Genomic DNA, 22,666 nt, shown 5'->3' with positions numbered 1-22,666 from the left:
CCGATGGTAAGCCGAGTGACTCACCACTGCCCCGACACTAGGTGGGTGGCAATGGTGAGTCAAGCCACTCACCTCGTATACTCGGCCCATGAGCAGGGTCGTGACGACGTATCACCAGCGCATCGCCCAGGAGAAGCGCGCGCTGATCGTGACGGCCGCGACCGCACTGTTCCTCGAGCTGGGCTACGACCGGACGTCACTGGCGCGGATCGCAGAGCGCTCGGGTGTTTCGCGGGCCACCTTGTTCAAGCAGTTTCCGAGCAAGGCTGCCCTGTTCGACGCCATGGTCACCGAGTCCTGGTCAACCGCCGACGAAGAGGATCCTCCGCCGGCAGGCAACGTTGTCGATGGGCTCAGCACCATCGGTCGCCGCTACGCCGAGCTGTTGAGCCGCGCCCAGATGACCGACCTGTTCCGAATCGTCATCGCCGAGCTGCCGCGATTCCCCGAACTCGCCAATGCGCAGTTCTCGCACGGGAAGATGCCCTACTTCGAGTCCGTACGCGGCTACCTCCTAGCCGAGCACGAGGCGGGAACGGTGCGGGTCGAAGACGTGGACCTCGCAGCCACCCAGTTCCTGGGCATGATCTCCAACTACGTCTTCTGGCCGACACTCCTGGTGCCGGGCTGGGAGGTGAGCGCCGAACGCGTCGCTCAGGTGGTCGACGAGGCCGTCCGCACCATCGTCGCCCGGTACGCCGCGACTGGACCAGGGCCGTCTACCAACGACTGAATCCCGCCGACCGCGAATGAGCCCCACCGCCACCAAGGAGCTGCTGCCTAAGCAATCGAGGCTGTGGGCCCCAAGGGCGTTCGCGAGGCGTCCCCGGGACGGACAACGAAGGAGGGAGTGCCGATGTGTCGACCCACCTCGACCATCCTGGCATCAGCACGGCCGACAAGAGTCTCAGCGGCGGACCCGAACGTCCACGGCTCTGCTCCCGGATGGAAACCCCCAACGACAGCATGAGGGGTGGCCCAAGACCCGCAGGCCCAGCCCACGGCTACACCCTCATCTGTGAAGAGCCGACAAAGCGGCTACGAGACCGCTCGAATGCCTCGATCTTGATCGGGTTGAGTATCCACAGCAGGTGGTGGATTCCCTCCCTGGAGGCCTCGATGGCGAGCAGGGCGACGCCGCTGCCGTCCCGGTCGACGAGCACACCTGGCAGGCCGTTCATCTCGACCCACGTGACGGCGGCGCCCGGCCAGAACCACGGCGAGAACGCGGCCACGAACCTGGCCACCCGCTCGCTGCCCAGCACGGGGAACTTCGCCGATCCCCTGATGCCGTCGCCGTCGGAGGAGCTGACGACGTCGGCGGCGAAGAGCTTCTCCAGGGCGCCGACGTTTCCCGTCTGGGCGGCGTCGAGGAAGGTCTCCAGCAGGCGTCGGTGCTCAACCCTGTCGATGGGCTCGTGCCGTACGGCGGTCAGGCGCTTGCGGGCGCGGCTCACGATCTGCCTGACGTTGACGGGGGTGAGCCGGAGGATCTCCGCGATCTGCGGGTAGGGGTAGTCGAAGGCCTCGCGCAGGACGTACGCGGCGCGCTCGGTGGGATTGAGCCTTTCCATCAGCAGCAGGACGGCCAGCTCCAGCGCTTCGCCCCGTTCCGCGCCGACGGTGGGGTCAAGGCTGGTGTCGACGGGTTCCGGCAGCCAGGGGCCGATGTAGGATTCGCGCCGCACGCGCGCCGACCGGGCCAGATTGATGGCCAGCCGGGTGGTGACCAGCGCCAGGAAGGCCGGCGGGTTCTCGATGGTCTCGCGGTCGGTGTCCTGCCAGCGCAGCCACGCCTCCTGGACGATGTCCTCGGCCTCGGCCGCGCTGCCGAGCATCCGGTACGCGATGCCGAACAGCCGCGGGCGCAGCTCGATGAAGGCGGACGCCGCTCGATCGAGAGCGTCCGCCTGTTCCGGGGATTCCGCGTTCATGTGCCCCACATCGATTCGCCCGTTGGCCTGGGCAGGGGTTCGTCAACCTCGCGCGTGGTCGGCAGCCTCGAGGATAGTCGCTGTCACGGCGTCGGGCTGGGAGGCCGCGAGCGCGTGGGAGGCGCCGGCGACCTCGCGGGTGCCGCGCGAGTCCGCGCGCTCGGCCATGAAGCGCAGTGCGGCGGCCGGAATGTTGAGGTCCTTGTCGCCGTGGACGAACCAGGACGGGATGGTGCGCCAGGGCGCCTCGTCGACGGCGAGCCCGTCGGACAGGGCGCGCTCGGTCACCGGCCGCTGGGTCGCGGCCATCAGCGTGGCCTCCTCGGTGTCGAGGTCGGCGCAGAACTGGCGGTGGAACTTCGCGGGGTCGATGCGGAACTCGTTGCCGCCGGAGGCCACCGGGTAGGCCTGCAGCGCCTGGCCGAGCGTGCTGCCCTCGAACTTGCTCGACAGCAGCAGCGCGCTCTCGCCGGGCTCGGGGGCGAAGGCGGCGACGTAGACCAGGGCGCGCACGGCCGGGTTGCCCGCCGCCGCCTGGCTGATCACCATGCCGCCATAGGAATGGCCGGCCAGAACGACAGGGCCGTCGATGCCATTGATCACGTCGCGCAGGTAGGTGGCGTCGCCCTCCACGCTGCGCAGCGGGTTGGCCACGGCGACCGTGGTGAGCTGGTTGCTGCGCAGGCGCTGGATGACGCGGTTCCAGCTGGCCGACTCGGCGAAGGCGCCGTGGACGAGGAGGACGACGGGTTGGTTCATGGGATTGCCTTTCTGGTCGTTCATTCGTGGAAGCCGATCTCGCGGTGGGTGCCGTCGCACAGTGGTTTGTTGCCGGAGTGGCCGCAACGGCACAGCGTCATCCGGTTCCTGGTCTCCAGGGGCCGGCCGTCCGACCGGGTGACGGGTATGCCGCCGGTCACCCAAAGCGCGCTGGCCAGGCCGCCCTCCTCCTCCAGCACCGAGATGGCGCGCGGGAGGTCGGCTTCGATCGTCTCTCCGCCGCGTTCGAGGGCGTAGCTGTAGGAGCCGGAGGGGCAGTGATCGATGCGGCCCATGATGTTCGAGCGCACGTCGCTGTCGGCGGTGTCGTCGAGCGTCTCGGCGATGGGCCTGGTGCGGCCGATGCAGAAGGCGGCGTGGATGCACAGCTCGCCCACCCGCTGCGCGGAGATGCCGACGCCGTCGTGCACGTGCTGCAGCTCCTGGTAGGGCCGCATCGGTGTGGCCTCGGTGCCGTCGAAGCCGATCGCGGCGTGGGTGCCGTCGCAGAACGGCTTGGCGCCCGAATGGCCGCAGCGGCACAGCGCATAGATCTCCTCGGTCTCCAGCGGCTCGCCGGTCTTCCAGGTGAGCGCGTTCTTCTGCTCGGCGGAGACGATCTTCCGCTTGCGCCGCAGGGGGATGCGGCCGTACACGACGTACGGCCCGTTGCGGAGCACGACGATCCGCTGGTGGTCGCCCGCGCTCCAGCGGCGCAGCTCGGGCGGGACGTACTCGAAGGTGGGGCCGCCCAGCCGCATCAGCTTCTGCGCCTGGGCCCTGAGCGCGTACATCTCCCCGGTAGCGACGGCGAGCATCGTCGGGCTGCCGTTGAAGGCGACCTCCAGCAGGTGCAGGATCGCACAGTAGGTGTGGTTGAACTCCTCCTGCGCGGCGCGGTCCGCAGGGTTGGGCGTCAGGAGGAACACCCCGGTGAGATCCACCGAGAGCTTCTCACCGGTGGGCCCGGACTCAGGGGTGTCCCCGCGCCGGTAGCGGCGGCCGAGCTTCAGCTCCATGAAGCGGTAGTAATGGGCGACCTCGTCCTGGTCACCGTCCCAGACCTCGCTGCGGGCGGTGCCCTCCCCCTGCTCGACGATCTCCTCAAGCGCGTCCAGCGCGGAGGCGAGGTCGGTGACGGCGACCAGCCTGCCGCCGGTATGGCGGAAGTGGCCGTCGCTCACCTGCCGGGCCGGGTCGCCGGAGAAGACCTCCTTCTCGCCGAGCGTGTCGCACAGGTAGCGCAACCCCTGCTCGATCGCGGCGTAGAACTGCCCGATGGTCTCGTAGTTGTCGTCCTCCGGCGGTGCGCCGGGCGGTGCGGGCTGTTCCAGGCGCAGGAACATCTCCAGCGCCTCCGGGCCGAACGGCACCAGCGACAGCTCGAGGTCGCCGTGGGGCAGCTTGCGGGGGTGAGGCGGCAGCATCTCGGGCGTGTCGAGCCGCGGGGCGCCGCCGACGGCGTTGAGCAGGTTCGCCGCCAGCGCCAGGTGCAGCATCTCCTCCACGAAGACGCTGCTCACCACCTCGACGGCCGCCGGGTTGCGCTCCGGGTCGAGGGAGTACAGCGCGGTCAGGTACGGCGGCAGCGTCGCGTGCTCCAGCTCGATCGCCCACTGCAGGTGCTCGCGGAGGCCGGCGAGCGTGTCGATCCGCGGCTCAGGCAACGTCGTCACCCGGCCGCGGGCCGTCCTCCAGCACCTCGACCGCGTCGCGCAGCACCCGCAGAGCGATCTTCTCGCGCTCGACGTCCGTCGGGTCGTACAGCCACTCGGTGACCGGCTGCCCCATCTCCTCCTCAGGGTGGCTGGCCTCGGCGATGATCAGCTCCTCCTCGATCTCGACGTGGAGCTCGTACAGGAACTCGTTCTCACCGTTCGGGGTGCTCATGTCTCCTCCATGGGTTCTACGGCCGGCCTGCTGACCGCGTGGATCAGCCGGACGGCGATCTGGCCGGTGGCGAACAGGCGGGCGACTACCGCGGCGACCTGGTCGGCGCGCCACGACCACTACAGAGGCGCCCGGCCGGGCTGGTCGAGCTGCTCGAGAACCTCGAGCCCGATCGTCGAACTCGGCGACCATCGCCGACGCGGTCACAACAACTTCCCCCGTTCAGTGATGTGGCCCGATCGCCAGCTAAGACAGGACAGCCCTGGCACCTGTGACAAGATCCGGCTACTCGACGAGCTTTCCCACGGCCGAGACCTCGCGCATGAGCGCCGCGATCTCGGCGGGAATCGGCGGGATGCTCTCCCGCTCCACCGATCCGGGGCCGGACCAACGAGGTTGACCTGCAGCGCGGGGGCGAGTTCCGGGTGGTCGGAGCGGGAGAGCATCCGCGTTCTCCGGCGCGATGAGACCAGATGGGTGGAACTGCACCAGCTCGGGGTCGCGGACGCGGCAGCCGGCCAGGCCGGCCAGGCGGAAGGAGTCGCCGGTGTTCTCATCACGCCGGGAGGAGGTGCGCCGCCAGATCCGGGTGTGCCCGCCCACGGCCAGGATCACCGCATCGGCATGGATGACGTAGCGGCTGCCGTCGGTCAGGTTGAACCCGTACGCGCCGAAGACCGCGTTGTCGCACGATGCGCACCGTCTCGGGGCTGGCCGGCAGGTAACTCTCCTTGAGAGTGTCGGCCGCGTGCTACTGCCAGGTGTCCTCGGGGTCCATCGTGGCGAGGGCCGCGTTGATGCCGCCCGCCGCGAGCGAGGTGTGCGCGTCCGCCTTCGGCCGTTTGCCGACCGCGAGGACATCCACCCCGCGCTCGGCGAGTTCGATGGCCGCCCGCAGCCCGGCCCCTCCGGTCCCGATGACCAGGACGGACGTGGCGATTCTGTTCTCTGATGCGTGCATGATGCTCCTTCAGCCACGTGCCGCCCAGATGGCGACAGCGACCAGCGCGACGCAGGCGGTCGCGATCAGCGCGACCACGGCGGCCACCCCGATCCACGGCGCCGCGAGCGGCGACAACACGACGGCGCCGACGCACCCCGCCACGGCGGTGCGGGGAATGACGGAGTCCGCGTCGACCAGCGCGTGCACCGCCCGGAGCAGGATGAGATACACCCCGACCGGGATGGCGACCGCGTAGCCGATCGCCATCGGCGATGCCGCCACCTGGCGCCCGCTCTGCTCCACCGCCACCTCGAGCCCGGCGCCAAGAGTCGCCAGCGCGGCGAAGACGCCGAAGTGGCCGTACCCCCACCAGTACGACCGATGACGCCGGTCGCTGAGCCCCTCCCCTGCCTCGACCAGGAAGTACAGCCACCACAGGGCGAACAGCAGGACGAGACCGGATCCGGCGATGACGACGAGGGGACCCGCTTCGAGCGCCCCTTCAACCCCTCTGCTCGCGGCCAGGACACTCTCGCCCAGCAGGATGATCGTGAACAGGCCGTAGCGCTCGGCGATGTGGTGCGGGTGCCAGGTGGTTGCCCTGACCCGCTCCGCCCACCACGGCACCGCCAGCTCCAGGACGACCAGGCAGGCGAAGAACGGCAGCTGGAGTGACGCCGGCAGGAGGCCCGCCTCCGCGAGAGCGAGCCGGAGCAACCAGCCCAACTCGACCAGACCTATGCCCGCGGCGTAGCGGAGCCCCGTACGGCGGCTCGCCGGGTCTTCGAACGCGGCCCTCAGCCATTGGGCTACAAGCCCGATCCTCATGATGAGGTAGCCCAGGGTGATGATCCCGTAGTCGGAGTGGTCGGCCGCGGCGGGCACGCCGGCGGCGAGGACCAGCACCCCCGCCATCTGCACCATGGTCAGCAGCCGGTAGGGAACGTCGTCGGTGTCGTAGGACGAGGCGAACCAGGTGAAGTTCATCCACGCCCACCAGATCGCGAAGAACACCTGGAGGAACGGGACCAGCCCGGCCAGGCCATGACCTTCAGCGATGGCGTGCGCGAACTGCGCCGTGATGGCCGCGACCGCGACCACGAAGGTGAGATCGAAGAGGAGCTCGAGCTGGCTCGACGCGCGATGCGGCTCGTCGACGGGCCGCGAGCTCATCCTGACCCGGATCCGGGTGGTGGTCCTGGTTGAGGGCACGCTCACGCTCCTGTCGCTCTTGCGGCGTTCGGTTCGCCAAGAAAGACCGGACGGAGTCGCGATCTGTGACAGCTCGTCGCGGTGGTCGTCACAAGTCGGGAGGCCACTCCTCGACCTCGGGCCGGATCGCGTCGGCCCAACGCCGGTGTCTACGCCGCGACGAAGTTCGGCATCACCGCCTTCTCCGGATCGCTGCGGCAGGAGGTCACCACCCAGGGCCTACGTGTCGTGATCATCGAGCCCGGCTTCGTCGCCACCGAGCTGGCCAGTCACATCACCCACCCCGCGATCGGGGACATGGCGCGGGAAATGGTCGTCTCCATGCGCACCCTGCGACCCGAGGACATCCGCCCGTGCGGTCGTCTTCGCGATCACCCAGCCGAACCACGTCGCGGTCAACGAGATCCTCGTCCGCCCAACGGATCAGACACAGCAGACACGCGGCGGCCGGCGCGGCCACCCGGGGGAGCAGGGGTAGTCGGGGCACGAATGATCTCCGTTTTTCGCCACACCCCAGGGGTGCTTTCCGCGGCGCGGGAGCATGATCACAACGAGCAGTCCCGCTCCCGGTGCTCGTCGAGTGCGCGGAGCACGTCGGCGCAGGCCTGCGCGAAGCCGGCCAGCCGCTCAGGCCCCAGCACGTCGACGAACAGGGCGTGAACCATCTCGGTGTGCTCGGGGACGGCCTTGTTGATCGCCGCGTAGCCCTTGTCGGTGAGCCGCACGTCGGGGTAGCGGCGGTCGTTGGAGTCCACTCGCTCGACCAGCCCGCGTTGCGCCATCCGGGTGAGCTGGTGGGACAGGCGGCTCTTCTCCCACTGGGTCGCGGCGGCCACCTCCGCGACGGGCATCTCCCGCCGCTCCGACTCCGTGAGCCGGACCAGGACCTCGAAGTCGGCCGCGGACAGGTTGCACTCGCGCTGCAGGTGCTGCTGCAGGTGCGAGCCGAGGTGCTTGGCCATTTCGATGTACGTGCGCCACATCCGGTCGGCCTCGCCGAGTTCCTGTTCCCATCCCATGACGCCCACTCTACCCTTTGCTTGACGCATCAACCTGGCGCTGTATGGTGGCTGGGTTGATACATCAATCTGAACACGTGAGGGTTTTGTCTCTATGAGCGAGCAGCAGATCATCGCCGTGGTGGGTGCGACCGGAGCGCAAGGGGGCGGGCTGGTCCGCGCGATCCTCGAGGACCGCAGTGGGCGGTTCGCCGCGCGAGCCCTGACCCGGGACCCGGGCTCGGCGCGGGCCGGGGAGCTGGCCGCGCTCGGGGCCGAGGTCGTCGGGGCCGATCTCGACGACGCGGGCAGCCTGCGCAAGGCGTTCGACGGCGCCCACGGCGCCTTCGTGGTGACCAACTTCTGGGAGCCTCGCACGCCCGAGGAGGAGCGGGCGCGGCCCGCGACCACCAAGGAGCAGGAGCAGGCCGGCAACGCGGCGCGGGCGGGACAGGAGGCCGGTGTACGGCATTTCGTCTGGTCCACGCTGTCCGACACCCGCAGCTACTTCCGGCCGGGCGACGGGACGCCGAGCTTCGAGGGCTCGTATAAGGTGCCGCACGCCGACGGCAAGGCCGAGGCCGACCGGTTCTTCCTGGAGTCGGGCGTGCCCACCACCTTCCTGCAGGCGAACGTCTACTACGAGGCGTTCCGGGACATGTTCGCGCCCCGGCGTGACGAGACGGGCGCGCTGGTGCTGCCGCTCGGGTTCGGCGAGGCGCGGGTGGCCGCGCAGGCCGCGGAGGACGTCGGCAGGACCGCGCTGGGGATCTTCCGCCACGGGATCGGGATGGCCGGCAGGCGGGTGAGCGTCGCCGGGTCCGTGCTCACCGGCGCGCAGTACGCCGCCGCGCTGAGCCTGGCGCTCGGCGAGCCCGTCACCTACCAGGCGGTCAGCCCCGACATGATCCGGGCCGCGGGGTTCCCGGGCGCGGGCGAGGTCGGCAACATGCTCCAGTACCTGATCGCGGCCGCCCCGGACATCGCCGAGCTCATCGACGTCGAGCTGCTGCGCGAGCTCAACCCGAGGCTGCAGTCGTTCGACACGTGGCTGGCCGCCCACCGCGACACCATCCCGCGCTGACCGGCACCCGTCCCCTCCCCGCGCGTGGTCGCCCCCGGGTAACGTCGCGGAGCCGTGTCACAAGATCGGGAGCTGCCCTGTCTACAGGTTTGCTGGAGTAGTAAGACGCATCGTCGGCTAGGTGGAACCTGCCGTACGTCAGCGAAGAGGCCGCAGGAGATTTCGGAGGCCGTTCTCAGATCGCGGACAGGTCCGCGGCGATGTCCGCCGCCGGCGCGTTCCGTGCCCGGCTCCAGGAGGTCCCGGCCCACAGGTGCAGTGCCTCGGCGTCCCCGTGGGCCGCCGCGGCGCGCCGCAGCGGCGCCGTCAGGTGGTGGAGCTGCGGATAGGCCGCGGGGGCCCGGGTGGAGTACTCCGTCATGAACCGGTTGGCCAGGCCGCGCGCCGGACGTCCGGTGAAGGCCCTGGTGACGGCGGTGTGGGTGAAGCGGGGATCGGTCAGCGCCGCACGGTGGACCGCGCCGGTGCCGCTCTCGGGGCAGAGCAGGAAAGCGGTGCCCGCCGCGGCCGCGACCGCTCCCGCGGACAGGACCCGGGAGACGTCGGCGGCCGTGGTGACGCCACCGGCCGCGACGAGGGGAAGCCGTGACGCCTCCCGTACCCGGGACAGCAGGCGCTCCAGGCTCATCGCCTCGACGTCCGCGTTGGTGAACGACCCGCGGTGGCCACCCGCCTCCTCCCCCTGGACGCACAGAACGTCGGCCGCCGAGGCCAGCCGCGCCTCGGCGGCCGACGTCACCGTGACCATCACCGTGGTCCCCCTGTCGCGGAACGCCCGGATCAGCTCGTCCTCCGGACAGCCGAACGTGAAACTCACCACCGCGGGCGGGTCCGCCAGCAGATCCGCGACCTTGGCCGGGAAATCGTCGTCGCCTCCACGCGGAACCCCCAGATCGGCGCCCAGCCGCAGCGCCTCCCCCTCGATGACCCGCGCGTAGGCGTCGATCTCGGCCTGATCGACGTCGTCGGCCGTGGGCATGAACACGTTCACCCCGAACGGGCGGGAGGTGAGCTCGCGCGTCCGCTCGATCTCCTGGCGCGTCTGCGCGGCCGTCTTGTAGCCGGCCGCGAGAAAGCCCAGACCGCCGGCCTCGGACACGGCCGCGGCCAGTTCGGGCGTGGACGCCCCACCGGCCATGGGAGCCTGCACGACCGGAAGCCTGAACGGCCACGGCACCGGATCGGACATCGGCATCTCCTCCCCCGGCACCTTCGTGGCCCTGCCACCGGCGCCGCGACGGCGAACGGGACCCGACGGCCACACCACCCGGGCACACCACGGGCGGTGTCCCCGTCGTCCCCGTTGTCTCCGTCAGGCTCTGGAAGCCTATGCCACCGCCCGGCGCCACCTCGCTCCAGGTCAGGCGCCCGGCGATGCCCGGCCGGGCGGCCGGGCGGCCGTCGGTGGCAGGTGGGGCGGTTCGATCGGGGAGGTCACGCGTCGTCCGGCAGCGGTTCGCCGGTCTCCAGCAGCGACTTCAGGCTCGCCACCACGTTCGGCCAGCCGTGGCTGACCATCTCGGCCAGGCTCGATCCGGGCTCGAAGCCGTCGTGCACGATGGTGAGTTTCACGACCTGCGAGGCCTCCTCGATCGTGAAGGTGACCTTCGAGCGGGCCTCGCCGGACAGCCGGTCGAACAGCTCCTCGTCCCAGTCGAAGCGCTTGGCGAGCTCCGGGGTGATGGTGTGCCAGGTGTAGGAGAGCCGGCTGTAGGGTTCGGCCTCCAGCACGACCTGCTCCGGGTCGCTGATCAGCACGCCGTGGTTGTCCCAGGTCATCGGCGAGCCGACGGACCAGTCCGTGGTGAACTCCGTGGCCCAGTAGCGGCGGGTGAAGGCGGGCTCGGTCAGCGCCTGCCAGAGCTTCTGCGGGGTGGTGCGGATGTAGGTGGTGTAGACGAAGGTCGGCGCGTCCATCGGGGTCTCCTCCAGGGCGAGTTTCAGGTCCGCCAGGGCTTGGACCCTGGCGCGGTCGTAGCGGCTGATCCACCGGTGGGCGATCTCGTGCACGGGCGCGGCGTTGAGGTAGTGCAGCTTCTCCCGGCCCCGCCGCACGGTGGCGACGAGCCCGGCCTCCTCCAACACCGCGAGGTGCTTGCTGACGGACTGCCTGGCCATGTCGAGTCCGGCGCACAGCTCGCGCAGCGTCTGCCCGTTGCGGGCGTTGAGCGAGTCGAGCAGCGCGCGCCGGCTCGGATCGGCCAGTGCCTTGAACACCTCGTCCATGCCCGCCCCCGTACCCAGGTTGCCGCTTGTCGATATGCAGCCTTTCGGCTGCCTTTAAATTAGGCAGCCATATGGCTGCCTGTCAAGCCACGCGACCATGACGGACGGACCATGTGTCAAAGGTTCTAAGCTCCGCGAACCGGTTCCGGGTCGGGAGTGTCGAGGAGGAGCTTGGCGACGGCGTCGCCGATGTCGGCGGGGTCCCAGCGGGCGCCCCGGTCGGCACGGGGACCGCGCCGCCGGCCGTCGGCGAGGGAGACGGCCCCGCCCTCGACCTCGAAGACCCTGCCGGTGACGTGCCGGGATCCGGCCGAACCGAGCCAGGTCACCAGCGGCGCGATGTTGGCCGGGTGCATGGCGTCGAAGCCGTCCGCCGGCCCGGCCGTCGTCGTGGTGAGGACCCCTTCGGTCATCCGGGTGCGGGCGGTCGGGACGATCGCGTTCACCGTGACGCCGTAGCGGCCGAGCTCCGCCGCGGCGACCCGGCTGAGTGCCACGACGCCCGCCGTGGCCGCGGAGTGGTTGCCCTGGCCGACGCCGCCGAACAGCCCCGCCCCGGAGGAGGTGTTGATCACCCGGGCGTCCACGGGGTCACCCGCCTCCGACCGCTCCCGCCAGTGGGCGCCCGCGTGCCGCAGCGGCAGGAAGTGGCCCTTGAGATGGACCCGGATCACGTCGTCCCAATCCTGCTCGGTCATCGAGACCAGCATCCGGTCACGGACGAAGCCGGCGTTGTTGACCAGGACGTCCAGCCGCCCGAAGGCGCTCAGCGCCGTCTTGACCAGGCGGGCCGCGCCACCCCACTCGGTGACGTCGTCGCTGTTGGCCACGGCCCGGCCGCCCAGGTCGCGGATCTCCTCGACCACCTCCAGGGCCGGCCCCGCGGAACGCCCGTCGCCCTCGCGGCCGGTGCCGAGGTCGTTGACCACGACCCTGGCCCCCTGCCTGGCGAACTCCAGGGCGTGCTCCCTGCCGATGCCGCGCCCGGCGCCGGTCACGATCACCACACGCCCGTCACAGATCCCGCCCATGCCAGGCCCCTTTCGCCGCGATCATGCAGAGTTTCCCGGCTGTTCATCTTTCATGTCTAGATGCGATCTTTAACCGGTACGGCGAAGCCGGGAGGGTCCCGAGCCGTCAGTTCACGGTGAGGCCGCGGGCGGCGAGGATCAGGGCGGCCTGGGTGGGGCTGACGACCGCTCCGCGCAGCGACCGGAGCCGGGTGTCGTCGACCTCTCCCAGGTCGGCGCCGCGCAGGTCCGCCTTGGTGAAGACCGTCTCGACGATCCGGGCGCCGATCATGCGGCAGTCCTCGAACACGGCCTTGGTGAAGTCGCAGCCCGACAGGTTGGCGTCGTCGAAGCGAACGCCCCGCAGGTGGAGGTCTCGGAACGAGCAGCCGGTGAGGTCGGCCAGCGCCAGGTTGGCCCCGTCGAACCGGTAGCCGGTGCCCCGGCAGGCGGACAGCACCGCGCCGATCATGCGGCAGCCGGTGAAGGTGACGTCGGTGAGCAGGGCCAGCTCGAAGCGCGCGCCCGACAGGTCGACGTCGGTGAAGGTCGCGTCGACGAGCTCGGCGTTCGCGAACCTGAGCCCCGCTCCCCCGCCGCCGGAGAAACGCGCCCCGTCCAGGTCCGCGCGGCGGAAGTCGGCCCCCTCCAGCACGCACTTCTCGAACGAGGCCTCCACCAGCGACGCCCCGGCGAGGTCCGCGCCGGTGAGATCGCACTCCCTGAACACGTAGGGCCCGTCACCGGTCAGATGATCGCCGAGCGAGAGCCCCGCAAGATCGACCCCGTGAATCTCCCGCTGGTCCGCCAGCAACTGCGCCGCATTCATCCCGCGATTCAAGCAGCTCGCCCCGACAGAATCCCGGCCGCCGTACTCCGGGCGGGGCCCGCCCGGTCAGGCGGTGCCCGTGTCTCCGGCGAGGAGCTCGGCGGCGGCCTGGCCGCAGACGCGGGAGGCCCCGTGGGTGGCGATGTGGACGGCGCCGAGGTCGGAGCGGCCGGGCAGTCCCATCTCGACCACGACGGCGTCGGCGCGGGCGGCCAGCAGGTGCCGGAGCGCGTCGGCCTGCCAGGGATGGCGGTGCGCGTCGCGGACGACGATGACCAGGGGACGCTCGGCCGCCACGGCGAGCACGGCCTCGATGGCGCCTCCGGTGGCCGTGGAGGCGGCCAGCCGGGTGACCGTGGTGCCGGGGAGGAGCTTGCCGAGCGGCTCGCCGACGCCCCACGGGGTGTCCTTCTCGATGGCGAGGTTCATCTCGGGGGCGAGCTCGACGACGTGCGGCGGGGCGGCCGGCGGGAACACCGCGGCCGCGGAGCGGCGGGTGATCCGCAGCGCCCGCCGGGCGGCGGCCAGGCCGATCGACGGGGTGCCGGGACGGCCCGAGGTGCCGGGGCCCGAGAGCGCGCTCCGGCGGGTGGTCGTGGTCCAGAGGGCGAGCTCGCAGACGCGCCGGGAGGCGTCGGCGAGCCGTTCCTCGGAGAGCCTGCCCTCCATCACGGCGTCCACGATCGCGTCGCGGATCCCGATCGCGGTCTCCTCCCCCGCGTGCTCGCCGCCCACGCAGATCGCGTCGGCGCCCGCGGCGACGGCGAGGACCGAGGCCCCGCCGATGCCGTACGGGCCGGAGACGGCGGCCATCTCGATGCCGTCGGTGACGATGACGCCCTCGAATCCCAGCTCGACCCTGAGCAGGTCGTGCAGGACCGGGCGGCTGAGGGTGGCGGGCATCGCGGGGTCCAGGGCGGAGACGAGCAGGTGCCCGGTCATGACCGTGCGCACCCCCTGCTCGACGGCCGCGCGAAAGGGCCGCAGCGCCACGTCGCGCAGCTCCCCGGGGAGGGCTGCGACGAGAGGCACGCCGTGGTGGGAGTCGACCGAGGTGTCGCCGTGGCCGGGGAAGTGCTTGGCGCAGGCGGCCACTCCCGCCGACTGCATGCCCCGGATCCAGGCGGTGGTGTGCCGGGCGACGAGGTCGGGATCCGCGCCGAAGGAGCGCAGGCCGATCACCGGGTTGTCGGGGTTGGAGTTCACGTCGGCCGAGGGGGCGAAGTTGAGGTTGACGCCCGCCCGGGCCAGGTCGCGACCGAGGTCGGCGGCGAGTTCCTCGGTGAGGCCGGTGTCGTCGACCACGCCGAGGGCGAAGTTGCCGGGCCGGGTGCTCCCGCCCGCGGCCTCCAGGCGGGTGACCTCGCCCGACTCCTCGTCGATGCCGACCAGGACCTGGGGGTTCTCCTCCCGGAGCGCGGCCGTGAGGTCGGCCACCTGGGAGGGGGTGGCGATGTTCCTGGAGAACAGCACCACCCCGGCCAGCCCCTCGCCGAGCCGGCGTCGGAGCCAGTCGGGCGGGGACTTGCCCTCGAAGCCGGGAAAGACCACCGTCTCCGCCAGGCGGAGCAGCTCTGGGCCGCGCTTCATTCACTCCTCCTCGCCTGACGGCCGGTCGGCTTTCCCGCCGAAGACGCGCAGACACCACGTTGTACCGGACCCCTGGGGAAAGCGCTCCCACAGCGGCTTTGCGCAAATCTAATAGGAAAGTTTCCTAATTGCTAGTGGGCTGACCATAGGCCTTCGGCTCATGATTTTGCGGATCGGGACGATGGAGGGGTTCGAGGTCCGCTGGTACGGAGACGGGAACGAGAGCCGTCCGCCGCCCGCCCCGCGGCGAACGCGGCAAGCGTTCGGCCAGAGCCGGGAACAGGAGTGAGCCGGCGCGTTCCGGTGAACAAGCGATTGCGCAAGGGCTCATAATGGGGGCGTGAACACGCGAAAGAACTCCGGCGGCGCGACCACCACCCCGGTCAGGCGCCAGGGCGGGACCAGGCGCGCGGCCACATCCGGCCCCGCCTCGGAGCGCCGCGACCATCTCGTCAAGCTCGCCGCCGAGCTCTTCGCCCGCAAGGGCTTCCAGGCGACCACCGTCCGGGAGATCGCGGAGGAGGCCGGCATCCTGTCCGGAAGCCTCTACCACCACTTCGACTCCAAGGAGACGATCGTCGACGAGGTGCTGACGACCTTCCTCGACGACCTCGTCGGCCGTTACCGCACCGCCCTGGACCGAAGCGGCGACCCCCGCACGATCCTCTCAGAGATGGTGCGCATCGGGTTCAGCACGCTGGAGCCGCACCGCGCGGCGATCACCGTCATGCAGAACGACTGGAACTACCTGAGGTCCCTGCCCGGCGACCGTTTCGACTACCTGGTCAAGGCCGAGGACGAGGTCGAGCGCATGTGGGTCGAGCAGATCAAGCTCGGCCAGGCCGACGGCCTGTTCCGTGCCGACGTCGACCCCAAGCTCACCTACCGCATGATCCGCGACACCATCTGGGTGGCGGTGCGCTGGTTCCGCCCGGGAGGCCGTCTCAACACCACCGGCCTCGCCGAGCACTACATCACCGTCCTGTTCGACGGCCTCGCGACCGGCGAGCGGAGCAGCCAGAAGGCATGACGCCCGCGGAACCCGGCGCGGCGAGCGGCGCGGCCTGTGAGAATCAAGCGTCCGCGAAGCGAACGGGAAGTGGTGGGCGAGCATGGAGATACTGCAGAAGGCCGTGCGAACGGCGCTCACCGACGTGGCCGACCCCGCCAAGGCACCGGTCATGCAGGCCTACATGAAGTCGTCGATGCCGTTCCTCGGCGTGCAGGCCGCTCCCCGCCGCGCCGCGCTGAAGCGGGTCTTCGCCGACTATCCCGTCGACACGGCGTCCGCGTGGCGGGAGGCGACACTGGCCCTGTGGCGCGGGGCCGAATACCGCGAGGAGCGTTACGCGGCGATCGAGCTGACCGGCTTCCGCCTCTATCGCGCCTTCCAGACGCTCGACGCGCTGCCGGCGTACGAGGAGATGATCGTCACCGGAGCCTGGTGGGACTACGTCGACGAGCTCGCCGTCCACCGCGTCGGCGGCCTGCTCGCGGCCTTCCCCGACACCATGCGCCCCCTCATGCTCCGCTGGGCCCGCGGCAGCGACCTGTGGAAGCGCCGCACGGCCATCCTCAGCCAGAACCGCTTCAAGTCCGCCACCGACACCGGCCTGCTGTACGCCTGCATCGAGCCGAGCCTGTCCGACAACGACTTCTTCGCCCGCAAGGCGATCGGCTGGGCTCTGCGCGAGTACGCCAAGACGAACCCCGGCGAGGTCGTCCGCTATGTCGACCACACCCGCATCAGCGGCCTGAGCCGCCGCGAGGCCCTGAAGAACCTCCCGAACCGATGACCCGGGTGCCGCGTCGGCGTCATCTCCCCAGAAAGACCGTGCTCCGCCCCTTCCGGACCCGGACATGCCGGTCCTGCGGCGAACGATGATCCCGGTGATCATTGTCCGCGAAGCGGCTTCTACGGGAAGAGGCCGAGTCGCGGCACAAGGCGTTCACAGAAGTCGATGATCTCGGCTGTCCATGTGGTCGCCTCGTCGAGTTCGTCGCCGGTGACCGCCTCACTGGGCTGGCCGGAGTATTCGAGGACGTTTCTTCTGCGCCGCATGTGGTCGAGCCGGCGGAGAGGGGCGCCTTCCCTCGTCTGCCCGAACTGAGCCGTGACGGCTTCTCTGAGGGCGATGTGACCACCGGCGGACGTGGCACGCAGCCCCTGGGCCTGCAGGAGCGCGGCGGAAGCCTTCCGCGCGGCGTCGTAGCAGAGGGCGTACGCGCCGTCGGGGTCGGTGTCACGGATCAGCTCCACCGATTCGAGATGATTTCGCGCCGATTCGAGCATCGACTCGGCCATGTGATCGGCCAGAGGAACGCTTTGGAGCTCACGATTGTCGAGAAGCTTGCGGATCGCGGCTTCGCCGATGGTCCACTGCACTGCCGATCTCCCTCTAGACCTCCACCACGACCGTCGGCCCGCTCGCGATCTCGCGGAGCAGGCCTTCGCCGCCAGACTCCCACGCGGATACGCTCCGTAACACCGGATTCACGGAAATACCCAGACGGCGCTCGGCTCGCTCCGCCGCGTCGTAGACGTCCCCCCGGGATGGCGAGCCGATGACCAGGAGGTCCACGTCGTTGGGCTGGGGGCCGGGCCGGCCGTGATAGCGCGCGGCCCAGGAGCCGAAGATGACGAGCCTTTCGATCCCGGACACCGACGCGAACTCCTCGGAGAGGATCGCGGGAGGACCGAAGGTGACGGCCAGCAGTTGCGCCAGTGGCCGCGAGGCGGCGGTCTCGGTGTTGGCCCTGACAAGCCGCGCCCTGCCTATCTTGCGCTCCCCGAGGAGACCGGCGCGCACGAGGCGATGAACCTCGCGCTGGACGGTGGGAAGAGGAGAACCGAGCAAACCGGCCAGGTCGGTGATCGTGAACTCCTCGTCGGCGGCCAGGAACAGGTGGGCCAGAAGGCGTGCCTGGAGTCGTGACCGGAAGATGGGCATGAGCTCGGGAGCCAACGCTCTCATATAGCTGACGATAACTCTCGTTATTCGAGAGCGTCAACGACGCCGATCCAGGGTGTCGCGGACAGGGCCCCGGCGGGAGAGAGCGCGGCGGCGTGCCCGATGCCGGTGGGGGCGATCAGGACCGGGACGGCGGCCACTACTTGAGCGCGCCCGCGGTGAGACCCTTCTGGATCTGGCTCTGGAAGAGCGTGTAGACGATCAGCATCGGCAGGATGGCCATACTCAGCGCGGCGAACAGGGCCGACCAGTCGGCGTCGTAGCCCGCGGCCGTGGAGATGTCGGCGATGCCCTGGGTGAGCACCCACTTGTCCCGGTCGGAGTTGAGCAGCACCAGGGGCAGCTGGTACTGGTTCCACTGGCCGAGCACGTTGAAGATGGTCACGCTGACGATGCCCGGCTTCGCCATCGGCAGCATGATCTGGAAGAACACCCGGGCGTGCGAGGCCCCGTCCACGAAGGCCGCCTCGGCCACCGCCCCCGGCAGCGTCCTGAAGAAGGCCGCGAGGAAGAAGACGGTGAAGGGCAGCGAGTACGCGATGTAGACCAGCACCAGCCCGCCGTGCGTGTTCAGCCCGATGTACGGGCCGATCACCGGGACCGTCCCCATGTTCTGCACGACGAAGAACAGCGGGGTCAGCGCCAGGTAGACCGGGAAGGCCAGGCCGGAGACGAACAGCAGGTAGATCGTCCGGTTGCCCCGGAACCGGTAGCGGGCCAGCACGTACGCGGCCATCGAGCCGAACAGCATCGTGCCGAAGGTGCCGAAGGCCACCACGACGATGCTGTTGATCATGTACTGGCCGATGTGCGCCTGCTCCCAGGCGCGGGCCCAGTTGTCGAGGCGCAGGGAGGCCGGCAGCGACCAGGCGTCGCCGAAGATCTCGTCCTCGCTCTTGACCGACGCGAGGAACGTCCACACGATCGGCACGACCACCAGGACCGTCCAGACCAGCAGCGCGACGTGCGTCAGGGCCGACAGGGGTCCCAGGCGCCTCCTGCGCTCCTCGCGGGCCAGGGCCCTGCTCCGGGGAATCACGACGTCCGCCACTAGAACTCGATCCGCTCACGCCGCGACAGGCGCAGGGCCAGCGCCGCGAACCCGATGGTGAAGAAGAACAGCACCACGCCCATCGCGGAGGCGTAGCCGAACTTGAAGTACTGGAAGGCGGTGCGGTAGATCTCCGCCGCCATCACGGTCGTGGAGTGGTCCGGGCCGCCGTGCTCGGCCGTCATCACCCACACGATGGCGAAGACGTCCAGCGCGGCGATGCCGAGGTAGACCCAGCCGACCTGGATGGTGTCCCACAGCAGCGGCAGCGTGACCCGCAGGAACAGCTGCGGTCCCCCGGCGCCGTCGATCGCCGCCGCCTCGAACAGGTCGCGCGGGATGGAGGCGATGCCCGCCGAGAAGAGCACGACGTAGAAGCCGACCGCCTGCCAGACCAGTACGGCGAGGATCGACCAGAACGCGACGTCGGTGCTGGACAGGAAGCCGATCGGCTCGAACCCCAGGGCGATGAGCGGCGCGTTGAGCATGCCGCTGCGGTCGGGCCTGAAGACCTGCTGGAACAGGACGGCGACCACGGCGACGGCGAGCACCTGTGGGAAGAAGAACACCACGCGGTAGAACTTCGACCCCCAGATGCCCCCGGTGTTGCCCCGCCCGCCCGCGTTGAGGAGGAAGGCGAAGAAGAGCGCGATTCCCAGCGTGAGGATCGGCATCAGGACCAGCAGGACGAGGTTGTGCCTGACCGCCTGCCAGAACACGTTGTCGGCCAGCAGCCGCTGGAAGTTCTCCAGGCCCACGAGGCGCGGGCTCGCGTTCACCCCGCGCCAGTCGGTGAACGCGATGTAGAAGGCCTGCGCGTAGGGCGCGATCACATAGATCAGGTAGAGCGCCACCGGGAGCGCGAGGAATCCCGTGACGAACCGTGTCCTGCCGTGGTTCATCGCCGGCCTGCCGTTCCCCTCGGTGGCTCGCCGCCGCCTGCCGGCGCCGTTCCCCCATGGTTCATGACCTGGTCGTCCTTCCCGGGACGGCTCGCCGTCCCGTCCCGCCGTGCCCGGTGGCCGGCCGGCCGTCCCCCGGACGGCCCGCCGCCGCGTGCCGTCGTCACCGGCTGAACTTCTTCACCGAGGAGTCCTTCTTGAGGGCGTCGGCCTTGCGCTGCGCGCGCTCCGCCCACTGGTCGACGGTGAGCTTGCCTGCCATGAGCTGCCCGGTCGCGGCGGCCACCTCGTCGTGCATCTCGACGTACCACTTGCGGAACAGGAACCAGACGGCGTTGTCGCCCGCCGCCTCCAGCGCGGCCGAGGCGCTCTTCAGGCCGGGCTTGAGCGTGCGGCCCTCGCCGGCGCCCTTGACGACCGTGAGCGTGGAGACCAGCTCCATGAACTTGCCCGCGCCCTCCTTGGAGAGCATGGCGCGCATGTACTCCAGGCCCGCGCGGGGGTTGGCCGACTTCGCCGGGACGACGTACTCCTCGCCCGGCTGGGCGTGCAGGGTGCCGTACGGGAGGGCGTCGGAGGAGCCGAAGTCGGGGAGCGTGAACATCGCGTAGCCGAAGTCGGCCGGGGTGGAGTCCTTCTGCTCGTTCTCCAGCCAGGAGCCGCAGGGCAGCATCGCGACCTGGCCCTTGTTGTGCGCCGTCTGGGTCTGCACGTGGTCGAGCCCCGCGGTGCCCTGCAACAGGTACTTCGACCCGATCTCGACGAAGGCCTCCGCGGCCTGCCTGACCGGCTCGGCCTTCCAGGCGCCGTCCTGGAGGTTGTCGATGTTCTTCAGCACGTCCTTGCCGCCGATCTTCGCGGCGAGCGTGAGGATGGCCTCGTAGATGTAGAACGGGTGCTTGCCCGCGTAGGTGAAGGGCGCCATCTTGCCCGACTTCTTGATGGTCTCGCACAGCGCCAGGAAGTCGGCCCAGGTCTTGGGGACCTGCCAGCCCTCGGCTTCGAAGAGCTTCTGCGAGTACCAGACGCCCCAGACGGTGTTGGCGTAGTTGAGGACGTACGGCTTGCCGTCGTAGCTGCCCAGCTCGATCGCGTTCGGGTCGATCGTGTCGCGCACCTTGACGGCGGGGTCGTCCCAGCTCGGCGCGTCGTACAGCGGCGTGAGGTCGGCGAGCTGGCCGTCCTGGACCAGGGCTCCGAAGTCCATCGCGTTGGCGCCGGAGTTGTTGACGAACTCCGGCGGGTTGCCGCCGGCGAAGCGCGGCTGGAGGGTCTTGGCGACCTCCTTGGTGGCGTTGTGCTTGATCTCCAGCTTGGGGTGCTTGGCCTTGAGCAGCGGCTCGTGGACGTCCGTGGCGTAGGCGTCGCCGAAACCGCCGTCGAAGATCCAGACCTCCAGGGGTTTGTCCTCGGCGAAGCCGAGCGGGTTGGCCGCGCTGGTGGCCCCGACGACGGGCGCCGAGGAGGCGGCGCCACCGCCGTTGCCCGCGGGGGTGGCGCACGCGGACATGACCGGCAGGGTGAGGCCGGCCAGGGCCGCGCTGCGCAGGAGCTCGCGCCTGGATAGCTGGGTCATGCTTCCTCCTGGAAGTGGCCTGGGAGTGGAAGGCGGTGGTCAGGCACCTCGCCGGATCCTTCCGGCGTAGCGGTTCTCGAGAGCGCGGTTGTGCTCGTCGCCGCCGGTCACGTTGGCGGAACGGTAGATCGGCGGGGTCAGGCCCGCCTCGGTCAGGCCGCGCACCACCTCGGCCACGACCATCTGGGCCAGCAGCGCCGAGGTGATCGTGGACACCGCCCCGAACGTGCCGCCGTCCTGGAGCGGGAGGACCGCGTCGCCGTACGGGGCGCGGTTGTCGAGCACCACGTCGGCGAGGTCGAGCAGCTTGCGGCCCGAGGGGTGGCGGGAGGTCATCGCGGTGCTGTGCTGCACCGACGTCAGGGCGATCAGGTCGTGCCCGTGCTCCTTGACGATCGAGGCCAGCTCGACCACCGACCCGTTCACCCCGGAACTGGAGATCAGCACGAACACGTCGCGCGGCTCGACGGGGGCCAGGTCGTAGATCCGCCGGGCGACCGAGGGGTCGCGCTCCAGCTCGCCGGCCGCTCCGAGGAGGATGCCGACCGGGGCGTCCCCGTACAGGACGACGTCGCGCAGGGCCAGGCGGTTGCTGGGCACCAGGCCGCCCGCGCGCCCGGCGATCTCCATCGCGATCGCCTCGGAGTGGCCCGAGCCGAACGCCTGGATCACGCCGCCGCCGTGCAGGGACTTGACGATCAGCGCCGCCGCGTCCCCCACCGCGGCCGTCTGGGTCCTGGACACCTCGTCCACCAGGGCCTTGATCTCGTGAACGTACTCGGAAGCCCCGATCTCCACGGTCAGCTCCTCTCCACGCGATGGCTCTCCAGAGCCCGGATCGTCAATTCGAAGGCCTCGTTCGTCTGCTCGTAGGTGCGCTGCGCGACCGCGACGTAGACGGTGTCGAGGACGAAGAGCTGGGAGTGGACGGCGGCCAGGCCGCCCAGCCGGAAGGTGGTCTCGCGGCTGGCGGTGGTCAGCACCAGGTCGGACAGCTCGGCCAGCGGGGAGCGGGCGAAGGAGGTGACCGCGACGGTCAGCGCGCCCCGGTCGCCGGCCTCGCCGAGGGACTCCAGCACCTCGCGGGTCCGGCCCTGGTGGGAGATGCCGATCGCGACGTCGCCCTCGCCGAGCAGCGCGGCGTCGGCGAGCGCCTCGTGCGCGTCGGCGTGGCTCCAGCAGGGGACCCGGATCCGGCGCAGCCGCCCGCCCATCATCAGGGCCACCGCCCCGCTGGTGGAGACCCCGAAGATGAGGACGCGGCGGGCCGCGACGATGGCCTCGGCGACCTTGGCGACGGTGCCCGCGTCCAGCTGGGCCGCCGTCTCCTGGATGAGCCGGGAGTCGGCGGCGGCCATCACGCCGATCGCCGCGTCGAGCGGATCGGTGGGGCCGATCTCGTGGCCCACCCCCGCGTCCCAGTTGGCCTGCGCGGCGCGCCCGTTCTCGGTGGCCAGCGCGACCCGCAGCCCGGCGTACCCGGCGAAGCCGAACACCCGGCAGAAGCGGGTCACCGTGGCGGGCGAGCTGCCGCTCCGCTCGGCCAGCGTGATGATCGTGGAGCGTGCCGCCTCGGCGGGGTCGGCCAGGATCGCCTCCCCCACCCGGCGCAGTGCCTCGGGCAGCGCGGGCGTCTCGGTCTGTATGCGTCCGAGCGCGCCTGCGGCCACAAGCATTCCTTTCATCGGAA

Annotated in this window: 24 protein-coding genes and 1 pseudogene; 5 read left to right on the top strand and 20 right to left on the bottom strand. The window is 70.3% G+C overall.

Translation table 11 applies throughout. From position 1 onward, the window contains the following. Window positions 1–88: 88 nt before the first annotated feature. Window positions 89–733: a TetR/AcrR family transcriptional regulator gene (locus tag ACTOQ3_RS09425; protein ID WP_440082973.1), complete on the top strand. Its 645-nt coding sequence runs from the start codon at window positions 89–91 to the stop codon at window positions 731–733. Window positions 734–1,004: 271 nt separating this feature from the next. Here the strand turns inward: ACTOQ3_RS09425 and ACTOQ3_RS09420 are convergent, their stop codons facing one another. The 7 genes and pseudogenes from ACTOQ3_RS09420 to ACTOQ3_RS09390 form a co-directional block, all read right to left on the bottom strand. Next, on the bottom strand, window positions 1,005–1,934 hold the full coding sequence (locus tag ACTOQ3_RS09420; protein ID WP_440082972.1) for an RNA polymerase sigma-70 factor: 930 nt from the start codon (window positions 1,932–1,934) through the stop codon (window positions 1,005–1,007). 42 nt (window positions 1,935–1,976) lie between these two features. Further along, entirely contained in the window at window positions 1,977–2,693 is a 717-nt protein-coding gene (locus tag ACTOQ3_RS09415; RefSeq protein ID WP_440082971.1) for an alpha/beta fold hydrolase, read from the bottom strand. A gap of 20 nt (window positions 2,694–2,713) precedes the next feature. Next, window positions 2,714–4,369: a ferritin-like domain-containing protein gene (locus ACTOQ3_RS09410; protein ID WP_440082970.1), complete on the bottom strand. Its 1,656-nt coding sequence runs from the start codon at window positions 4,367–4,369 to the stop codon at window positions 2,714–2,716. Next, window positions 4,353–4,583, bottom strand: a complete 231-nt coding sequence (locus tag ACTOQ3_RS09405; protein ID WP_440082969.1) for a hypothetical protein — start codon at window positions 4,581–4,583, stop codon at window positions 4,353–4,355. Before ACTOQ3_RS09405 ends, ACTOQ3_RS09410 begins: the two co-directional genes overlap by 17 nt. 285 nt (window positions 4,584–4,868) lie before the next feature. Next, a pseudogene (locus tag ACTOQ3_RS09400) lies at window positions 4,869–5,258 on the bottom strand (FAD-binding protein); the annotation flags it as partial. 76 nt (window positions 5,259–5,334) lie between these two features. Continuing rightward, window positions 5,335–5,544 (bottom strand): FAD-dependent oxidoreductase, encoded by a 210-nt coding sequence (locus tag ACTOQ3_RS09395; RefSeq protein WP_440082968.1) that lies wholly within the window; start codon window positions 5,542–5,544, stop codon window positions 5,335–5,337. Between the two features lie 9 nt (window positions 5,545–5,553). Beyond that, a complete protein-coding gene (locus ACTOQ3_RS09390; RefSeq protein WP_440082967.1) occupies window positions 5,554–6,738 on the bottom strand; it encodes a low temperature requirement protein A in 1,185 nt (394 codons plus the stop codon). 81 nt (window positions 6,739–6,819) lie between these two features. Here ACTOQ3_RS09390 and ACTOQ3_RS09385 point away from each other — a divergent pair, with 81 nt between their 5' ends. After that, entirely contained in the window at window positions 6,820–7,398 is a 579-nt protein-coding gene (locus ACTOQ3_RS09385; protein ID WP_440082966.1) for an SDR family NAD(P)-dependent oxidoreductase, read from the top strand. Here the strand turns inward: ACTOQ3_RS09385 and ACTOQ3_RS09380 are convergent. Then, window positions 7,284–7,757: a MarR family winged helix-turn-helix transcriptional regulator gene (locus ACTOQ3_RS09380; RefSeq protein WP_440082965.1), complete on the bottom strand. Its 474-nt coding sequence runs from the start codon at window positions 7,755–7,757 to the stop codon at window positions 7,284–7,286. The genes ACTOQ3_RS09385 and ACTOQ3_RS09380 overlap by 115 nt on opposite strands. 94 nt (window positions 7,758–7,851) lie before the next feature. Between ACTOQ3_RS09380 and ACTOQ3_RS09375 the strand changes: the two genes are divergently transcribed. Then, window positions 7,852–8,820, top strand: a complete 969-nt coding sequence (locus ACTOQ3_RS09375) for an NmrA/HSCARG family protein (protein WP_440082964.1) — start codon at window positions 7,852–7,854, stop codon at window positions 8,818–8,820. Window positions 8,821–8,995: 175 nt separating this feature from the next. On the opposite strand, the gene ACTOQ3_RS09370 is transcribed toward ACTOQ3_RS09375, so the two are convergent. From ACTOQ3_RS09370 to ACTOQ3_RS09350, 5 genes are all read right to left on the bottom strand, one after another. Further along, window positions 8,996–10,009: a nitronate monooxygenase gene (locus ACTOQ3_RS09370; RefSeq protein ID WP_440082963.1), complete on the bottom strand. Its 1,014-nt coding sequence runs from the start codon at window positions 10,007–10,009 to the stop codon at window positions 8,996–8,998. 245 nt (window positions 10,010–10,254) lie between these two features. Next, a complete protein-coding gene (locus tag ACTOQ3_RS09365) occupies window positions 10,255–11,046 on the bottom strand; it encodes an ArsR/SmtB family transcription factor (protein ID WP_440082962.1) in 792 nt (263 codons plus the stop codon). Between the two features lie 125 nt (window positions 11,047–11,171). Beyond that, window positions 11,172–12,077, bottom strand: coding sequence for an SDR family oxidoreductase (locus ACTOQ3_RS09360; protein WP_440082961.1), 906 nt, complete (start codon window positions 12,075–12,077; stop codon window positions 11,172–11,174). A gap of 106 nt (window positions 12,078–12,183) precedes the next feature. Further along, window positions 12,184–12,885 carry a pentapeptide repeat-containing protein gene (locus ACTOQ3_RS09355; protein ID WP_440082960.1) on the bottom strand — a complete coding sequence of 234 codons (702 nt, stop codon included), beginning with the start codon at window positions 12,883–12,885 and terminating at the stop codon, window positions 12,184–12,186. Between the two features lie 66 nt (window positions 12,886–12,951). After that, window positions 12,952–14,475, bottom strand: a complete 1,524-nt coding sequence (locus ACTOQ3_RS09350; protein ID WP_440082959.1) for a glycoside hydrolase family 3 protein — start codon at window positions 14,473–14,475, stop codon at window positions 12,952–12,954. 340 nt (window positions 14,476–14,815) lie between these two features. On the opposite strand from ACTOQ3_RS09350, the gene ACTOQ3_RS09345 reads away from it, so the two are divergent. Together ACTOQ3_RS09345 and ACTOQ3_RS09340 are read left to right on the top strand one after the other, a co-directional pair. Then, entirely contained in the window at window positions 14,816–15,505 is a 690-nt protein-coding gene (locus ACTOQ3_RS09345; RefSeq protein WP_440071073.1) for a TetR/AcrR family transcriptional regulator, read from the top strand. 82 nt (window positions 15,506–15,587) lie between these two features. Then, the gene (locus ACTOQ3_RS09340) at window positions 15,588–16,271 is read left to right on the top strand and encodes a DNA alkylation repair protein (protein WP_440082958.1); all 684 of its coding nucleotides are present in this window, start codon (window positions 15,588–15,590) and stop codon (window positions 16,269–16,271) included. A 119-nt stretch (window positions 16,272–16,390) separates the two neighbouring features. Here ACTOQ3_RS09340 and ACTOQ3_RS09335 read toward each other — a convergent pair whose 3' ends face one another. From ACTOQ3_RS09335 to ACTOQ3_RS09305, 7 genes are all read right to left on the bottom strand, one after another. Next, the gene (locus tag ACTOQ3_RS09335; protein ID WP_440082957.1) at window positions 16,391–16,861 is read right to left on the bottom strand and encodes a hypothetical protein; all 471 of its coding nucleotides are present in this window, start codon (window positions 16,859–16,861) and stop codon (window positions 16,391–16,393) included. Between the two features lie 13 nt (window positions 16,862–16,874). Next, complete coding sequence (locus ACTOQ3_RS09330) at window positions 16,875–17,450, bottom strand: hypothetical protein (protein WP_440082956.1); 576 nt, start codon at window positions 17,448–17,450, stop codon at window positions 16,875–16,877. A gap of 136 nt (window positions 17,451–17,586) precedes the next feature. After that, a complete protein-coding gene (locus tag ACTOQ3_RS09325) occupies window positions 17,587–18,498 on the bottom strand; it encodes a carbohydrate ABC transporter permease (protein ID WP_440082955.1) in 912 nt (303 codons plus the stop codon). Then, entirely contained in the window at window positions 18,498–19,400 is a 903-nt protein-coding gene (locus ACTOQ3_RS09320) for a carbohydrate ABC transporter permease (RefSeq protein WP_440082954.1), read from the bottom strand. Before ACTOQ3_RS09320 ends, ACTOQ3_RS09325 begins: the two co-directional genes overlap by 1 nt. 163 nt (window positions 19,401–19,563) lie before the next feature. Next, window positions 19,564–20,976, bottom strand: coding sequence for an N-acetylglucosamine/diacetylchitobiose ABC transporter substrate-binding protein (gene ngcE / locus ACTOQ3_RS09315; RefSeq protein ID WP_440082953.1), 1,413 nt, complete (start codon window positions 20,974–20,976; stop codon window positions 19,564–19,566). 39 nt (window positions 20,977–21,015) lie between these two features. Further along, window positions 21,016–21,774, bottom strand: a complete 759-nt coding sequence (locus ACTOQ3_RS09310; RefSeq protein WP_440082952.1) for a sugar isomerase domain-containing protein — start codon at window positions 21,772–21,774, stop codon at window positions 21,016–21,018. 2 nt (window positions 21,775–21,776) lie between these two features. Then, on the bottom strand, window positions 21,777–22,652 hold the full coding sequence (locus ACTOQ3_RS09305; protein WP_440082951.1) for a MurR/RpiR family transcriptional regulator: 876 nt from the start codon (window positions 22,650–22,652) through the stop codon (window positions 21,777–21,779). Window positions 22,653–22,666: the final 14 nt, after the last annotated feature.

It is taken from the genome of Streptosporangium sp. LJ11 (assembly GCF_051918945.1).
In the GTDB taxonomy this organism is placed as follows: domain Bacteria; phylum Actinomycetota; class Actinomycetes; order Streptosporangiales; family Streptosporangiaceae; genus Streptosporangium.
This window is presented reverse-complemented; position numbering and strand designations above follow the sequence as displayed.

Coding starts and splice junctions, on each gene's coding strand:
- ACTOQ3_RS09365 (WP_440082962.1), bottom strand. CDS start 11,046: ATGGACGAGGTGTTCAAGGCACTGGCCGATCCGAGCCGGCGCGCGCTG.
- ACTOQ3_RS09360 (WP_440082961.1), bottom strand. CDS start 12,077: ATGGGCGGGATCTGTGACGGGCGTGTGGTGATCGTGACCGGCGCCGGG.
- ACTOQ3_RS09405 (WP_440082969.1), bottom strand. CDS start 4,583: ATGAGCACCCCGAACGGTGAGAACGAGTTCCTGTACGAGCTCCACGTC.
- ACTOQ3_RS09415 (WP_440082971.1), bottom strand. CDS start 2,693: ATGAACCAACCCGTCGTCCTCCTCGTCCACGGCGCCTTCGCCGAGTCG.
- ACTOQ3_RS09330 (WP_440082956.1), bottom strand. CDS start 17,450: ATGAGAGCGTTGGCTCCCGAGCTCATGCCCATCTTCCGGTCACGACTC.
- ACTOQ3_RS09305 (WP_440082951.1), bottom strand. CDS start 22,652: ATGCTTGTGGCCGCAGGCGCGCTCGGACGCATACAGACCGAGACGCCC.
- ACTOQ3_RS09425 (WP_440082973.1), top strand. CDS start 89: ATGAGCAGGGTCGTGACGACGTATCACCAGCGCATCGCCCAGGAGAAG.
- ngcE (WP_440082953.1), bottom strand. CDS start 20,976: ATGACCCAGCTATCCAGGCGCGAGCTCCTGCGCAGCGCGGCCCTGGCC.
- ACTOQ3_RS09380 (WP_440082965.1), bottom strand. CDS start 7,757: ATGGGATGGGAACAGGAACTCGGCGAGGCCGACCGGATGTGGCGCACG.
- ACTOQ3_RS09370 (WP_440082963.1), bottom strand. CDS start 10,009: ATGTCCGATCCGGTGCCGTGGCCGTTCAGGCTTCCGGTCGTGCAGGCT.
- ACTOQ3_RS09420 (WP_440082972.1), bottom strand. CDS start 1,934: ATGAACGCGGAATCCCCGGAACAGGCGGACGCTCTCGATCGAGCGGCG.
- ACTOQ3_RS09395 (WP_440082968.1), bottom strand. CDS start 5,544: ATGCACGCATCAGAGAACAGAATCGCCACGTCCGTCCTGGTCATCGGG.
- ACTOQ3_RS09320 (WP_440082954.1), bottom strand. CDS start 19,400: ATGAACCACGGCAGGACACGGTTCGTCACGGGATTCCTCGCGCTCCCG.
- ACTOQ3_RS09355 (WP_440082960.1), bottom strand. CDS start 12,885: ATGAATGCGGCGCAGTTGCTGGCGGACCAGCGGGAGATTCACGGGGTC.
- ACTOQ3_RS09340 (WP_440082958.1), top strand. CDS start 15,588: ATGGAGATACTGCAGAAGGCCGTGCGAACGGCGCTCACCGACGTGGCC.
- ACTOQ3_RS09350 (WP_440082959.1), bottom strand. CDS start 14,475: ATGAAGCGCGGCCCAGAGCTGCTCCGCCTGGCGGAGACGGTGGTCTTT.
- ACTOQ3_RS09375 (WP_440082964.1), top strand. CDS start 7,852: ATGAGCGAGCAGCAGATCATCGCCGTGGTGGGTGCGACCGGAGCGCAA.